Origin of the sequence: Pseudonocardia parietis, assembly GCF_017876315.1 — a bacterium.
Lineage (GTDB): Bacteria > Actinomycetota > Actinomycetes > Mycobacteriales > Pseudonocardiaceae > Pseudonocardia > Pseudonocardia parietis.
Window position 1 is genome coordinate 4,171,947 of record NZ_JAGINU010000001.1, and the last position, 14,180, is coordinate 4,186,126.

A 14,180-nucleotide genomic window follows, 5' to 3' on the forward strand; every position below is an offset into this window, starting at 1 on the left:
TGTTCTCCTGCGGGTACCTCGCGCCACGTGAGTGACAATTGCCCGCAATGTCCGCCATCTCGCGATCGATCCTCACGCCCGTGGCCATCGGGCGCCTCGTCCTGGGCTGGGGCGCTTTCGTCGCGGTGATGGCTGCCGGGCCCCTGCTGGAACCGCCGGTCCCGGCACTGCTGCTCATCGTCGCCCTGGCGCTCATGATCGGCGTCATCCTGATCCTCGCGTTCGGGGTGGTCCATGAGGCCGAACACCTGGCGCAGCGACTCGGAGACCCCTACGGCTCGCTGGTCCTGACACTCTCGATCGTGCTGATCGAGGTGATCCTCATTTCCGCCGTCATGCTGGGCCCCGGCGAGCACGCCACCATCGCCCGCGACTCGGTCATGGCCGTATCGATGATCATCCTCAACGCGGTGATCGGCCTCGCGCTCCTCGTCGGAGGGATCAAGCACGGCGACCTCGCCCACAACCGCACCGGGGTGTCCGCCTACTTCGCCCTGCTCGTCGTGCTCTCCTCGCTCGCCTTCGCCCTGCCCGGCCTGATCGGTCGCGACGGCGCCTACACCCCGGCGCAGGAGATCCCCATCGTCGTACTGACGCTCGCCCTGTACGCCTTCTTCCTCTTCCGGCAGATGGGCACACAGGCCGAGGACTTCCGGGAGATCGACCCCCGCGTGACCCCCGGCGAGGCCTCCCACGGCAACACCGAGTCCGCGACGACAGGCCCGAACGTTCGCCAGATCATCGCCGAGCACCGCACCGAGGTGTCGTTGCGGGTCGCCTTGCTGGTAGCGACGGTCCTGCCCATCGTGCTGCCCTCCCATGACATGGCCACGCTGCTCGACGACGGGCTCGGGCGCCTCGGGGCACCGGTCGCACTCGCCGGCATCCTGATCGCCATGATCGTCTTCCTGCCCGAGTCGATCACCTCGGTGCGCGCCGCGCTGCAGGGCGAGATCCAACGCGTCAGCAACCTCTGTCACGGCGCTCTGGTCTCCACGGTCGGCCTGACCATCCCCGCCGTGCTCATCATCGGCCTGCTCACAGGACAGACCGTCGTGCTCGGCGAGTCCCCGGCCAACCTGCTGCTCCTGGGCGTCACGTTGCTGCTGTCGGTGGCGACGTTCGCGGCCCAGCGGGTGACTGCCATCCACGGCGCAGCCCATCTCGTGGTCTTCGCCGCCTACGGCATCGCCGTGTTCTCCTGAGCCTGCCGATGACGCCACCTGAGCCCGGCTGCCCGCGGCGACCGAACGCGGTCACTGTCGTCGCAGCGGCCTCGGCCAGGCGTCGGCCTGCGGAGTGCGTGTCCTCGGTCATGGAGTCGCTCCTGACGGTGGGCGGGGAACTGCTGAAGTCGAACGGCTTCTCCGGCCGGCCGGGTCGCCGGTGACCCGTCCGTGCAGGACGAGGGCACGGGCCAGGCAGCCGAAGGCGGCGGTGGTGGCGACGGTGCGGACGATGTTCCAGCTGCTCCAGCGGGTCTCCTGGAAGGTCTCGCGCACGGCGGCCAGGTCGGCGATGTGGTCGGGGTCGCCCGCGGTCCGGAGCACCTGGTTGAGCGGCTCGTGGACCGCCATCGTGATGGCGACGGTCGCCAGGTAGAGGCCGAACGCCAGCACGACCCAGGGCAGCGGCGCGCGGTCGTCGGCACGCAGGTAGAGGACCGCGGCGACGCCGGTGACCGCCAACGCACCGACGAAGGCGAGCATGAACAGTGGGCTGGTCATGATCGCCCGGTCGAGGACCTGGAACGCGCCGACGAACGCGCGGTCATCGAGGCGGGTCAGACCTGGCATCACCGAGACATCCCAGGCGAAGAAGAAGCCCGCCGTGAGTCCCATCGTGACGATCGCAGCCAGCAGGGTCGCGGCCTGCCAGGATCGCCGGCTCATCGCGGGCTACCGGGGCCGGGCTGGACCAGGATCCGGACGCCGGTCCTGCCGGTCCTGCCGGTCCTGCCGGTCCTGCCGGTCCTGCCCGGGACGAGTGTCGGTCGGTGCCGTGCGGTCTCGAACACGGCGATCTCGAACACGGCGATCTCGGTCATGGCGGTCCTCGACGTGCCGGGCTCCTCTGCTGGCCCTGCCTAGGATCGGCGCGACCGGGCTGGTGAACAACGCCGGAGTGCGCAACCATCGTTAACCACCAGGTTCACGAACAGCCCGGGTGGGCGGTGGAGCGACGATGGAGCAGCGCGACATCGAGATCTTCCTGACCCTCGCCGACGAACTGCACTTCGGCCGGGCCGCCGAGCGGCTGCACGTGTCCACGGCCCGCGTCAGTCAGACGATCAAGAAACTGGAGCGGCGGATCGGCGCGCCCCTGTTCGAGCGCACCAGCCGCCGCGTGGAGCCCACCCCGATCGGTCGCCGCCTCGACGACGAGCTGCGACCCGCCTACCAGCAGATCTACGACGCCATCGACCGGGCGAGGGCCGCTGCCCGCGGCATCCGCGAGTCACTGCGGGTCGGGTTCATCGGTGCCGCCTCCGGCCAGTTCGTCCTCGAGGTGGCAGAGACCTTCCGCACCGAGCGCCCCGACTGCGAGCTCCGGTCCTACGAGATCCAGTTCGGCAACGGATTCACTCCGCTCCGCGGCGGCGAGATCGACATGGTGCTCGCCACCGTGCCCGACCACGTCGCCCGTCAGGCGGACCTCACCTCCGGAAGCGTGCTGGACCAGGAGAACCAGCTGCTGGCCGTCTCGGCCCGGCACCCGTTCGCCGGTCGACCGTCGGTGGCGTTCGCCGACCTCGCCCGCACCACTGTCCTCCGCACACCACCGGCGATCGCCGACCACTGGGACCGAGCGCTCCTCCCCTCGCACACCCCCGACGGCCGGCCCGTCGAACGAGGGCGCTCCTTCGACACCACCCAGGAGATGCTCGCCCTCGTCGGCGCCGGCCTGGGCACCTATCCGGTGTCCACCCAGTTCACGAGCTACTACGTCCGCCCCGACGTCGCCTACGTGCCCATTCACGACGCCCCGCTCTACCGACGGCGCTTCCACTGGCTGTCCGCTGCCGAGACCGCCACGATCCGGGCCTTCGACCGGGCCGCCGCCGCTGTGGCCACGACGCGGCACTGATCGTCAGGGCTTCGTGGAGGCGCGTCCCGCCGAGGTGGCGGTAGACGGTGGGTCCGGTGGTCGCAGCCGGCTGGTCGCCAGGGCGGCCGGGATGGCGAGGACGGCGATCGTCACCGCGGTGAGTACCGCGGCGGGGGTGCCGAACGCGCCGAGGACCGCTCCGCCGGCGACCGCTCCGAGCGCGATGCCGGCGTTGGCGGCGGAGGCGGGCAGGGAAGCGGCGAGGTCGCCGCCGGGGCCGGCGAGCTCGACGATCCGGTACTGCAGGGCGGGGACCATGCCGAACGCGAACGCGCCCCAGATCAGCAGGGCCACCGCCACCAGCGGTGCGCTCGCGCCGACCAGATACAGGGCGACCAGGCCCGCGGCCAGTCCGATCGTGGCGCTGGTGACGGTGCGGGCGGCGGCGCGGTCGGCGAACCGTCCGCCGGCCGACGATCCGACCGCGGTCGCGGCGCCATAGGCCAGCAGGAACACGCTGACCGCCGGACCGGACACGCCGGTGACGTCGCGGAGGAACGGCACGATGTAGGTGAACGCGGAACTGATCGCGGTGAACACGAGGATCATCAGACCGAGCATCGCGAGCACCCGGGGGGCGAAGGCGTACCGGGCCTGACCGGCGACGGCCCCACCGGTTCCGGGCACGGCCGGGACCGCGACGGCGATGGCAGCCGTGAGGGGCAGTGCGAGCACGAGCACGGCGGCGAACGCGCCGCGCCAGCCGAGGGCCTGTCCGACGAGGGTCCCGAGCGGGACCCCGAGCCCGGTGGCCACCATGAAGCCGGAGATGACCGCGGACAGCGCCCGCCCGGTGCGGTCGGCGGGGACGATCGCGGTCGCCGTGATCAGGGCGGCGGCGATGAACAGTCCCCCTGCGGCGCCGGCGATCGCGCGGGTGAGGAAGAACAGCACAAGGTTCTCGATCAGGAGTGGGAGCAGGGTCGCCACGAGGAACACCACGAGGGTGACGAGCGTGAACGTCGCGAGGAACAACAGGGTCAGCACGAGGCCGGTGCGGGGGCCCGGCGCGGCGGGGCCGTCCTCGGTGTCGCGGGTGTCCAGGGCGGTGGACATGGTCGCCTCCCTTCGGAGCCGGAGCGGGTCAGGCGCTGTATTCCGGGATGGGCCGGCCGGTGCCGCTGATGATCAGCTGCGGCAGGCTGGTGGTGATGTAGAAGGTCCAGCCGGCCGAGCAGGCCTCGAAGCACTCGGATCCCGCCGCGCTCAGGCCCTCGTGCACGAAGCGCAGGGTGGTGCCGTCCGTGGTCGGTGTGATGTCGAAGACGACGGTGGTGTCGGTCCACTCGTTGCGGTCGTCGACGAAGGTGAGATCGGCGTCCACGACGTGCCAGACCATCCGCGCGCCGGGCACGACCTCGGTGAGCCGGAACCGGGCGTAGCGGATGCCGGTCTTCGCCCGGGCCGTCTCTCCCGGGAAGCTGCTGTCGTCGGTGAAGACGAACTCGTCGTGCAGGGCGGCGGTGTCGCCGATGATGTTCTGGCTCCACCATCCGCGCACGTCGGTGATGGCTGCGAAGACCTCGTCCGGCGTCCGGTCGACCGACATCGTGGCGGTCAGGTGGTCGGTGTGCGACATCGTTCTCGTCTCCTTCACTCGTGGGAACTCACCCCACCTACGAAGGAGGCCGTTCGGAATCGACATCGACCCGGGAACTTCTTCACGGTCGCCTCGACGACGGCACCGTGCCGTGTGGTCAGAGTTCGCGCAGGCGACCGGTCAGGTAGCGACGTTCGGCGTCGGTCGGGGCCAGCCGCAGCGCCTCGTCGTACGCCGCGGCGGCTTCGGGGAGACGGCAGGCCCGGCGCAGCAGATCGGCCCGGGTCGCGGGCAGTAGGTAGTACCCCTCGAGCGCGCCCGATTCGGCGAGCTCCTCGACCAGGGCGAGTCCTGCGGGGATGCCGTCGGCCATCGCCACCGCCACGGCGCGGTTGAGGTCCACCACCGGCGATGGCGCCAACCGCGCCAGCTCGCCGTAGAGGATCGCGATCTGCGCCCAGTCGGTGCCGGCTGCGTCGGGGGCGGTGGCGTGGCAGGCGGCGATCGCCGCCTGCACCTGGTACGGCCCGGCGCGCCGCACGGCCAACGCCTGGTCCAGCGTCTCGACACCTTCGGCGATCAGCGCATGGTTCCACCGGGAGCGGTCCTGTTTCTCCAGCGTGACCAGCACGCGGCCGTCGGTGCGTCTCGCACGGCGGGCCTCGAGCAACAGCATCAACGACAACAGGCCGCGCGCCTCGGGCTCGGCGGGCATCAGCCGGACCAGCACCCGGGCGAGGTGGATGCCCTCGGCCGTCAGGGCCCGGCGGCCGTCCTGCTCGTCGTAGCCCTCATTGAAGATCAGGTAGAGCACCCCGAGGACCGCGGGCAGCCGTTGCGGCAGCAGCTCCGCAGGTGGGACCCGGTACGGGATACCGGCCTCGACGATCTTGCGCTTGGCGCGCACCAGGCGCTGCGCCATCGTCGATTCGGCCGTCAGGAACGCCTTGGCGATCTCGGCGGTGCTCAGCCCCGTCAGCGTGCGCAACGTGAGGGCGACCCGGGCGGGAAAGGGCAGCGCGGGATGACAGCACGTGAAGATCAGCCGCAACCGCTCGTCGGGAATCGCCTCGACCGTCGACTCCACCGGGTCCCGAGCCAGCACGGCGAGCTGCCGCAACTTCGCCGCCCCTGCCGTGTCACGACGCAGGCGGTCGGTCGCGCGATGGCGTGCCGTCGTCGTGAGCCATGCTCCTGGACGAGGCGGCACGCCGTCACGCACCCACGTCACCAGCGCCGCGGCGAACGCGTCCTGTGCACAGTCCTCCGCCAGATCCCAGTCCCCGGTCAGCCCGATCAGGGTCGCGACCACCTGACCCCACTCGTCGCGATACGCCGCATCGACTGCGGCACGCACCGCGTCCGGCGCGGTCATTCCCACACCGGCCGAACCTCGACGCACCCCCAGCCCGCGTAGGGATGGCCCGCCGCGATCGCGATCGCCTCGTCCAGATCGGCGCACTCGATGATGTCGATACCGCCGACGAAATCCTTCGTCTCCGCGAACGGGCCATCGGAGACCAGCGTCTCGCCGTCGCGGACCCGGACCGTCGTCGCATCCGCCACGGGACGCAGCCGCGCCCCGCCGAGAACGACGCCACCACGCCGCTCCAGGCCCGCCTCGTACGCCTGATACGCCGGGTCCGCAGCGAGCTCCTCGGTCGTCGACGAGACCCGCTCGTCGTCGCAGATCAGCAGCACGTACTTCATCCCAGGATTATGGCCCGATCCAGCGGAAGGACTACCCACGCCGGGCGGCCGTGCCGGTGGGACTGTTCTGCTGGCGGCGCAGTTCGGTGACGACCGTCGAGGTCTTCCCGGCCAGCGCGCCGCCGATCACCCGGTTCAGGCCGGGCACGCGGGACAAGCCGAGCATTCCTCGCCGGACCCACAGGTCGACCGGCCCGCGCGGCAGGAACCAGCGCACGGCGCGGCGGGCCACCTGCTGCTTCTCCTCGGCCACGGGGCGCCACAGGCGCTCGTACCCGGCCAGTGCGGAGGCGACGGTCGGTGCACGGTGCAGCTGGTCGGCGAGCACGAACGCGCCCGCGACGCCGAGCGACGCGCCCTGCCCGGCGAGCAGCGACACCGCGTAGCAGGCGTCACCGACCAGGACCACCCGTCCGCGGTGCCAGGACGGCATCACGACCTGCGCGACCTGGTCGTAGTACAACTGCTCCGCGGGCGGGCACTGCGCCAGCGCGTCGGGCACGACCCAGCCCAACGAGCCGTACTCAGCTCGCAACGCCGCCACCGGGTCCTGCGGCAGGGCGGGGTCGTCGGTGCGGTGGACGGCGAACACCGCGACCCGGTCGTCGCGCAACCCGTAGAGGCCCAGCTGTCGGTCGATCGTGTCCGTGAGGTGGAACCGGTCCCGCACGCGAGCGTGCAGCGCGGGATCGGTGAAGCTGAACGCCGCGGTGTGGAAGCCCAGGTGGCGCAGGTAGTCCCGTTCCGGGCCGAAGACCATCGCCCGCACCGCGGAGTGGATGCCGTCCGCCCCGACCAGCAGGTCCGCGGTCAGGGTCTCGCCGTCGCGCAGCGTCACCCGGACGCCGTCGGTGCCGGTGTCGTCGATCCGTACCGGGCCGGTCCCGTACCGGATGCGGACCTCCGCCGGCAGGCTCTCGCGCAGGGCCAGCTCGAGGTCGGGACGCATGATGCTGAGCAGCCTGCCGCCGACGACGTCGGCGAACCGGTCGTAGCCCAGCCGGCCCCGGGGACGGCCGTCCGCGCCGACGAACGCCGCTTCGTGCACGTGGTAGCCGAGCTCGTGCAGCCGCGGCGCGATCCCCATCGCCTCCGCCGCGTCGTACCCGGTGCCGAAGAAGTCGATCATGTATCCTTGGGTGCGCGGTCCCGGCGAGCGTTCCAGCACCACGACGTCCCACCCCGCCGTGCACAGCCGGTTCGCCAGCGCCAGCCCGGCGATGCCGGCTCCGCAGATCACTGCCCTCATGGTCCGTCCTCCTGTCGTTCGGTCGTCACCAGCGTCCGGCGGATGACCGGGCGTACCGCGGCCGCCGAGAGCGTCGGATCGAGCGCCTGCTGGAGCACCAGGCCGTCGATCGCCGCGCACAGCACGGCCGCCGTGCTCTCGGGATCCGCGAGCCCGAGCTCGGCGAGCCTGATGGCCAGGCCGCTGCGGAACTGCGCGATCACCTCCGCGACACCGGCGCGCAGCTCGGGGTCGCGGGTCGCCGCGAGATACGTCTCGACGAACAGCACCGACACCGGGTCGGTCCCGGAGTAGGCGCCGAGCGAGGCGACCAGCGCCTCCGCGAGCTCGCCCGGATCACCGGCCCCGGCCAGCAGCGGGCCCGTCTCGACGGTCACCCGGTGCATCACCGCGATCGCGGCCCGGGACAGCAGTTCCTGCACGGACGTGAAGTGGTAGTGCACCAGCCCGGGCGCCACCCCGGCCCGTTCCGCGACGGCGCGGGTGCTCACCGCCGCCCATCCCCGCTCGGCGATCAGCTCCGCGGCGGCGTCGAGAAGACGCTGCCGTACCTCGTGTCCTCGCTGCGCAGACGTCATCCGCGAACCCCTCGGTCACTCGCCCTGGGCGATTGCCCAAATCTAGCGTACGCCTGCGTACGCTGCGCGAAAACCCGTGGGCGGACCAGGTCGACCGCGGCTACCTTTCCGGCAGCCGTGCGTGAGATCGAGGAGGTGGCACAGGCACGACCATGCGATTCACGTCGGAACGGCGCATCGACGACGGCGTCGGAGAACGCGCGTTCACCCTCGGCGAGATCCCCGGAATCCTGTGGACGCCCGGATCCGCCTCCGCACCGGCCCCGCTGATCCTGCTCGGCCATCCCGGCGGGCTGCCCGCGATGTACCCCCGCCTGGTCGCCAGGGCCCGCTCCTGCGCGGCGGAGGGCTTCGCCGCAGCCACCATCGAGCTGCCTTGGAGCGGTGATCGGCCCCGTTCCGCCGCCGCCGAGCAGGCCCGCGCCGATCTGCGCCGGGCGCTGGAGGCCGGCGAGCCGGTCGACGACGAGATCATCGACCGGCTCGTGCTCCCGCTGGTCGACCGAGCGGTCCCGGAATGGCGGGCCACCCTGGACGCCCTCCTCGCACTGCCCGGGATCGGCGGCCCCGTCGGGTACGCCGGAGGAGTGATCGGCATCGGCATCCGGCTGGCGGTGGTCGAGCCGCGCATCGCGGCCGCCCTCCTGTTCGCCGGGAGCTTCGTGCCGCGCACCCTGTTCGAGGAGGCGCGGCAGGTCACCGTTCCGTTGCAGGTCCTGCTGCAGTGGGACGACGAGGGAAACGACCGGCAGATGGCCCTGGACCTGTTCGACGCCTTCGGCAGCAGGGAGAAGACGCTGCACGCCAACATGGGCGGCCACACCGGCGTCCCGCAGTTCGAGGGGGACGCCGGGAACCGGTTCTTCGCCCGGCACCTGAGGTGATCAGGGGTGGGCGTCCTCGGTGACCGGGCCGGTCGGGTGCTGGGGGATGTCGCGGCCGAAGCGGTGCGACACGCCCCAGCAGGTCACCCGCCACAGGGCCTCGGCGACGATCGCGCCGTTCATCTTCGAGGCGCCGCGCTCCCGCTCGGTGAAGGTGATCGGCACCTCGTGCACCCGGAAGCCCGCCTGCACGGCGCGCCAGGCCATGTCGACCTGGAAGCAGTAGCCCTGCGAGGCGACGTTGTCGAGCTTCAGCTGCTCGAGCACGGCGCGGCGGTACACCCGGTACCCGCCGGTGATGTCGCGGATCGGGACGCCGAGGGCGAGGCGGGAGTACAGGTTCCCGCCGCGGGAGAGCATCTCGCGGTGCCACGGCCAGTCCACGACCCGGCCGCCGGGCACGTAACGGGAGCCGAGGACGACGTCGGCGTCCTCCAGCGCGGTCAGCAGGGCCGGGAGGTCCTCGGGGGCGTGCGAGCCGTCGGCGTCCATCTCGACCACGACCTGGTGCTCACCGGTCAGCGCGTGCCGGAAGCCGTCGAGGTAGGCAGCACCGAGACCGGCCTTGCCCACCCGGTGCAGCACCCGCACCCGGTCGTCGGCGGCGGCCAGCTCGTCGGCCAGCTCACCGGTGCCGTCCGGGCTCGCGTCGTCGACGACGAGGACGTCCGCGTCCGGGACCGAGGCGTGCAGCCGCGCCACCGCGGGGCCGAGGTTCTCCCGCTCCTCGTAGGTCGGCACGACGACCAGCACCGGGCCCGGTGGTTCAGCCATTCTCGTCCTTCCCCGCCCGTACACGCCGCCGCGGCGACCCTGCCTCACCACGCTCCCGACGCGCCGCCGCGAAGGCGAGTCCGGCTGCGAGCAGACCGACGATCGTCAGGGTCCACTCCGGCCCGGAGCGCAGGCGTGCGGACAGCGTAGTCGTCGTGCGGAGGTCGACGCGATCGACCAGGACGCCGGGGACGAACTGACCGGTCCGGTCGGTGACGGTGCCGTCGGGGGTGATCATCCCGGACACCCCGCTGGTGGTCACGACGACGACCGGGCGGTCGAACTCCACCGCGCGGACCCGGGACATCGCCATCTGCTGGTAGGTCATCTCGGTGAGGCCGAACGTGGCGTTGTTGCTCGGGACGGCGAGCAGCTGGGCACCCGCCGCGACGGCGTCACCGAAGGCGTCGTCGAAGGCGATCTCCCAGCAGATCGCGACCGCGGTCGGCACCCCGGCGAGATCGACCAGGCCGTCCCCGCCACCGGGGACGAAGAACCCGGCGCGATCGACATACTCGGAGAAGAGCCGGAAGAACGACCGCCACGGCATGTACTCGCCGAACGGCTGGATGCGGCGCTTGTCCTGCCGGTCGACGACGCCGGTGCCGGCCTCCCAGACCAGCGCGGCGTTGCTGGTGGTCCGGTCCGGGTTGACCAGCACCGCACCGACCATGATCGGGGCGCGGATCGCGCGGGCCGCGGCGTCGATCCGGGCGGCGGCGTCGGGGTTGCGCAGCGGGTCGATGTCCGAGGAGTTCTCCGGCCAGATCACGAGATCGGGCTGTGGTCTGTTGCCGGCCGCGACCTCGGCGGCGAGGTTCTCGGTCTCGCGGGCGTGGTTGTCGAGCACGGCGCGGCGCTGGGAGTTGAAGTCGAGGCCGAGCCGGGGGACGTTGCCCTGGATCGCGGCCACGGTGACGGTGCGGGCCTGCTCGCCGGGGGTGGGCGGGACCAGCGACGCCAGCGGCCCGGCCACGGCGACGAGTACCAGCAGCACGAGCGGGACCGCGACAGCACGCGCCCATCCCGGTGCGGTGTCCGGCTCGCCGGGGGCGGCCCGCGCAGCGGTCCCGCGGCGCACCAGACGGCGCAGGAGCTCGGCGACCGCGAGGCCCGCCAGGACGGTGACGAAGCCCAGCAGCGGCACCCCGCCGATCGCGGCGACCGGCAGCAGCGGCGACTCGGGCTGGCCGAACCCGACCCGGCCCCACGGGAACCCGCCGAACGGGACGCTGCCACGCAGCAGCTCCCCACCGATCCACAGCGCCGCCGCCCACACCGGCCAGAGCGCTCCGAGCCGACCGGGTACCCGCGACACCAGCGCGATCAGCGCACCGGTCAGGCCGAAGAACAGCGACTCGAACACCGACAGCGCCACCCAGGGCAGCGTCTGCACCAGCGAACCGACCCACACCAGCAGCGGCAGCAGGAACCCGAGCCCGAACGCGAACCCGGCGAGGAACCCGCGGCCCGGGCGGGCGTCGCGCAGCACCAGCCCGAGCAGGGCGAACGCCGGCAGGACCAGCCACCACAGGCCGTCGCGGGGCGGGAACGACAGGTAGAGCAGGACCCCGCCGAGCAGGGCCACACCCGCCGCGACGCCGGAGTCGAGCCACCGCCGCGACCGGCTCGGCGCACCGTCACCGGTCACCGCTGCGCCGGCCGGGGGAACGAGCGAGGAGGCCACGCCCGCGAGCCTACGACGGGCACCGTGAGCCCCCGGTGATCGCCTCGCAGCCGCGGTCAGCGGGCGCCGGCGAGGAGGTGGGCGTTGCCGAGGGCGTCGAGGACGCCGGGGGGCTGCGCGACGCCGCCGCGCAGGAACCACTCGTAGCCGTAGGCCGCGGCGAACGTCTCGGCGGGCACCGTGGCCGGGTCGATCTGGCTGCTGTGCGCGAGCATCGCCTCCCGCTTGGTGCTCAGGTCCGCGTCGGTCCCGCGCACGGCGACGGCGATCTCCACGGTGACCCGGCCGAACCCGACGCCGGCGGCGCGGGCGGCGCCGTGCACGAGGTGCCCGTCGCGGGCCGAGAGCGCGAGGTGCTCGCGGTCGACGGTCATCCGGTAGCCGTCGGCACCGGTGAGGGCGACGGCCACGGCGCCGGCGGCGTGCGCGGCGCGGTGGTCGGGATGGCCGTAGATGCCGGCGTCGTCGTCGTGGATGACGGTGCCCGCACCCTCGGCGTCGACCAGCTCGGCGATCCGGCGCCCGAGCAGGACGGGATCGGCCCCGGCCAGCGCCCGCGGGTGCCGGGTGCCGGGGCCACCGGGCAGGCCGGAGTCGCGATGACCGAGCAGCACGAGGCGGGAGACGCCGAGCAGCGCGGCGGCGTCCTCGAGCTCGCGGCGGCGCCGGTCGGTGATGTCCTCCCCCGGTGCCAGCGGTACCCGGGAGCCGCCGAGGTCGCCGCCGGTGGCCATGACCAGTACGACGCGGGCGCCGGCGTCGGCCAGGCGGCGCAGGGTCAGGCCGGTGAAGATCGACTCGTCGTCGGGGTGGGCGTGCAGGGCGAGCACGGTCTCGCCGGACAGATCGGAGCCTGGCAGATCGGAATTGTGCAGATCGGAATTGTGCACCTGGGTGATCGCTTCGCGTGCGGGGCCAGCGGGGGCCGGTTCGACGGGGACCGGAGACGGGTCGGTACCCGGGACGCGGAAGCGGAGAGCGTCAGCCGCGCGGGTACGGACCCGGACGACAGCAACACGCGGCGGCGCGCAGCTCGGCGCGCGCGGCGGCGGTCGTCGGGGCGATCACGCGGCACATCATGGCAGGGCCGCCGTCGCGGGGCCACGCCGGGCCCCTGCGACAACGGCCACACGAATCAGTAGTCCGTCTTGGGCATGATGATCCACAGCACGATGTAGATCACGAACTGCGGGCCGGGGAGCAGGCAGGACAGCACGAACAGCAGGCGGACCGTGTTGCGTCCCAGCCCGAACCGGTCGGCGAGGCCGGCGCACACCCCCGCGATCACCTTCCCGTTGCGCGGGCGGACGAGACTGCGGGACTGCGGCATGTTCACCGTGGCTCCTTCGGACGTTCGGTACGTACACCTCACAGCCTGGCAGGAGCGGAGGCGGTTCCGCTCGGGGAACACCCCGGAACCGCCTCCGGGTTTGCCCTCACAGCACGGTCAGCTCACGCGGGTTGGTGTTGAGCCGCTCCACGCCGCCCGCGGTGACGACGACGATGTCCTCGATCCGCGCCCCCCACTTCCCCGACTGGTAGATGCCGGGTTCGATGGAGAACGCCATGCCCTCCTCCAGCACGAGCTCGTTCCCGCCGACGATGTAGGGCTCCTCGTGCACGTCGAGCCCGATGCCGTGCCCGGTCCGGTGGATGAAGTGCTCGCCGTGCCCGGCGGCGGCGATGTGCTCGCGGGCGGCGCGGTCGATCTCGGACGCGGTCACGCCCGGCTTCACCGCGCCCACCGCACGCTCCTGGGCCTCCTGCAGCACCGCGTAGGTCGCCTTCACCTGCGGGTCAGGCTCGCCGCCGACCGCGTAGGTGCGGGTGCAGTCGGAGTTGTAGCCGCCCGGCAGCGGGCCGCCGATGTCGATGACGACCACGTCGCCGGCCTCGATCACCCGGTCCGACACGTCGTGGTGTGGGCTGGCGCCGTTCGGGCCCGAGCCGACGATGACGAACGCGGCCTCGGTGTGGCCCTCGGCGAGGATCGCGGCGGTGACGTCGGCGGCGACCTCGGCCTCGGTACGGCCCGGCTGCAGCCACTCGCCCATCCGGGCGTGCACCCGGTCGATGGCCGCGCCGGCGGCGCGGAGTGCGGCGATCTCGCCGGCGTCCTTGCGCATCCGCAGCTCGCGCAGCACGGAACCGGCCAGTGCCTGCGGGACCTCCGGGAATGCGGCGCGCAGGCCGAGCACGTGGCGGGCCGCCATGTCGTCGTCCACCGACATCCGGGTCGGGCCGCCGGCCAGGTCGCTGACCAGCAGGTACGGGTCCTCGCCGTCGGTCCAGGTGACGAGGTCGATGCCGAGGGCCTCCAGCGGGACGTTCGCGAAGCCGGGTGCCTCCAGCGACGGGACGACCAGCGCGGGCGGGGCGCGGTGCCCGGCCGCCGGGACGATCAGGCAGGTCAGCCGCTCGTGGGAGGACCCGTCGAAACCGGTCAGGTAGCGCAGGTCGGTGCCCGGGGTCAGGAAGAGCACGTCGGTGCCCTGCTCGGCGGCGTGCTCACCTGCCCGGCGCAGCCGGTCGGCGAGCAGCTCGGTGGGGACGGCGTCGGTCATGGTCCGCAGCGTAGGCGGGCACAGGGGGTGTGCGCCCGCGACCCGGCGCGGCCCGCGCCACGGCGTCGGCGGCCGGTCGGCCGGGC

The 14,180-nt window shown here is 72.6% G+C and carries 15 protein-coding genes; 3 read left to right on the forward strand and 12 right to left on the reverse strand.

Going from position 1 to position 14,180, the window contains the following annotated elements:
• Nucleotides 1-80 precede the first annotated feature (80 nt).
• Complete coding sequence (locus JOF36_RS19700; protein ID WP_307862475.1) at nucleotides 81-1,205, forward strand: calcium:cation antiporter; 1,125 nt, start codon at nucleotides 81-83, stop codon at nucleotides 1,203-1,205.
• A gap of 108 nt (nucleotides 1,206-1,313) precedes the next feature.
• Here JOF36_RS19700 and JOF36_RS19705 read toward each other — a convergent pair whose 3' ends face one another.
• A complete protein-coding gene (locus JOF36_RS19705; RefSeq protein WP_210028913.1) occupies nucleotides 1,314-1,892 on the reverse strand; it encodes an anthrone oxygenase family protein in 579 nt (192 codons plus the stop codon).
• Nucleotides 1,893-2,184: 292 nt separating this feature from the next.
• Here JOF36_RS19705 and JOF36_RS19710 point away from each other — a divergent pair, with 292 nt between their 5' ends.
• A complete protein-coding gene (locus tag JOF36_RS19710; RefSeq protein ID WP_210028915.1) occupies nucleotides 2,185-3,087 on the forward strand; it encodes a LysR family transcriptional regulator in 903 nt (300 codons plus the stop codon).
• 3 nt (nucleotides 3,088-3,090) lie between these two features.
• On the opposite strand, the gene JOF36_RS19715 is transcribed toward JOF36_RS19710, so the two are convergent.
• The 6 genes from JOF36_RS19715 to JOF36_RS19740 all read right to left on the reverse strand — a co-directional run bounded on the left by JOF36_RS19715 (nucleotide 3,091) and on the right by JOF36_RS19740 (nucleotide 8,185).
• Complete coding sequence (locus JOF36_RS19715; protein ID WP_210028917.1) at nucleotides 3,091-4,164, reverse strand: MFS transporter; 1,074 nt, start codon at nucleotides 4,162-4,164, stop codon at nucleotides 3,091-3,093.
• 28 nt (nucleotides 4,165-4,192) lie between these two features.
• The gene (locus tag JOF36_RS19720; protein WP_210028919.1) at nucleotides 4,193-4,687 is read right to left on the reverse strand and encodes an SRPBCC family protein; all 495 of its coding nucleotides are present in this window, start codon (nucleotides 4,685-4,687) and stop codon (nucleotides 4,193-4,195) included.
• 118 nt (nucleotides 4,688-4,805) lie between these two features.
• Nucleotides 4,806-6,023, reverse strand: a complete 1,218-nt coding sequence (locus JOF36_RS19725; RefSeq protein ID WP_210035947.1) for an RNA polymerase sigma factor — start codon at nucleotides 6,021-6,023, stop codon at nucleotides 4,806-4,808.
• Complete coding sequence (locus JOF36_RS19730; RefSeq protein ID WP_210028921.1) at nucleotides 6,020-6,358, reverse strand: YciI family protein; 339 nt, start codon at nucleotides 6,356-6,358, stop codon at nucleotides 6,020-6,022. The genes JOF36_RS19725 and JOF36_RS19730 overlap by 4 nt, the downstream gene beginning before the upstream one ends.
• Before the next feature lie 31 nt (nucleotides 6,359-6,389).
• Entirely contained in the window at nucleotides 6,390-7,607 is a 1,218-nt protein-coding gene (locus JOF36_RS19735) for an FAD-dependent monooxygenase (RefSeq protein WP_210028929.1), read from the reverse strand.
• Nucleotides 7,604-8,185, reverse strand: coding sequence for a TetR/AcrR family transcriptional regulator (locus tag JOF36_RS19740; RefSeq protein ID WP_210028943.1), 582 nt, complete (start codon nucleotides 8,183-8,185; stop codon nucleotides 7,604-7,606). The genes JOF36_RS19735 and JOF36_RS19740 overlap by 4 nt, the downstream gene beginning before the upstream one ends.
• Nucleotides 8,186-8,337: 152 nt before the next feature.
• On the opposite strand from JOF36_RS19740, the gene JOF36_RS19745 reads away from it, so the two are divergent.
• Complete coding sequence (locus JOF36_RS19745; protein ID WP_210028945.1) at nucleotides 8,338-9,069, forward strand: dienelactone hydrolase family protein; 732 nt, start codon at nucleotides 8,338-8,340, stop codon at nucleotides 9,067-9,069.
• On the opposite strand, the gene JOF36_RS19750 is transcribed toward JOF36_RS19745, so the two are convergent.
• The 5 genes from JOF36_RS19750 to JOF36_RS19770 all read right to left on the reverse strand — a co-directional run bounded on the left by JOF36_RS19750 (nucleotide 9,070) and on the right by JOF36_RS19770 (nucleotide 14,094).
• The gene (locus JOF36_RS19750; protein ID WP_210028947.1) at nucleotides 9,070-9,843 is read right to left on the reverse strand and encodes a polyprenol monophosphomannose synthase; all 774 of its coding nucleotides are present in this window, start codon (nucleotides 9,841-9,843) and stop codon (nucleotides 9,070-9,072) included. It abuts the gene before it with no gap.
• Entirely contained in the window at nucleotides 9,836-11,530 is a 1,695-nt protein-coding gene (gene lnt / locus JOF36_RS19755; RefSeq protein ID WP_307862476.1) for an apolipoprotein N-acyltransferase, read from the reverse strand. The genes JOF36_RS19750 and lnt overlap by 8 nt, the downstream gene beginning before the upstream one ends.
• Before the next feature lie 56 nt (nucleotides 11,531-11,586).
• Nucleotides 11,587-12,420 (reverse strand): PIG-L deacetylase family protein, encoded by an 834-nt coding sequence (locus JOF36_RS19760; protein ID WP_210028956.1) that lies wholly within the window; start codon nucleotides 12,418-12,420, stop codon nucleotides 11,587-11,589.
• Nucleotides 12,421-12,665: 245 nt separating this feature from the next.
• The gene (locus tag JOF36_RS19765; protein ID WP_210035951.1) at nucleotides 12,666-12,860 is read right to left on the reverse strand and encodes a PspC domain-containing protein; all 195 of its coding nucleotides are present in this window, start codon (nucleotides 12,858-12,860) and stop codon (nucleotides 12,666-12,668) included.
• A 106-nt stretch (nucleotides 12,861-12,966) separates the two neighbouring features.
• Nucleotides 12,967-14,094 (reverse strand): M24 family metallopeptidase, encoded by a 1,128-nt coding sequence (locus JOF36_RS19770; protein WP_210028958.1) that lies wholly within the window; start codon nucleotides 14,092-14,094, stop codon nucleotides 12,967-12,969.
• Nucleotides 14,095-14,180: the final 86 nt, after the last annotated feature.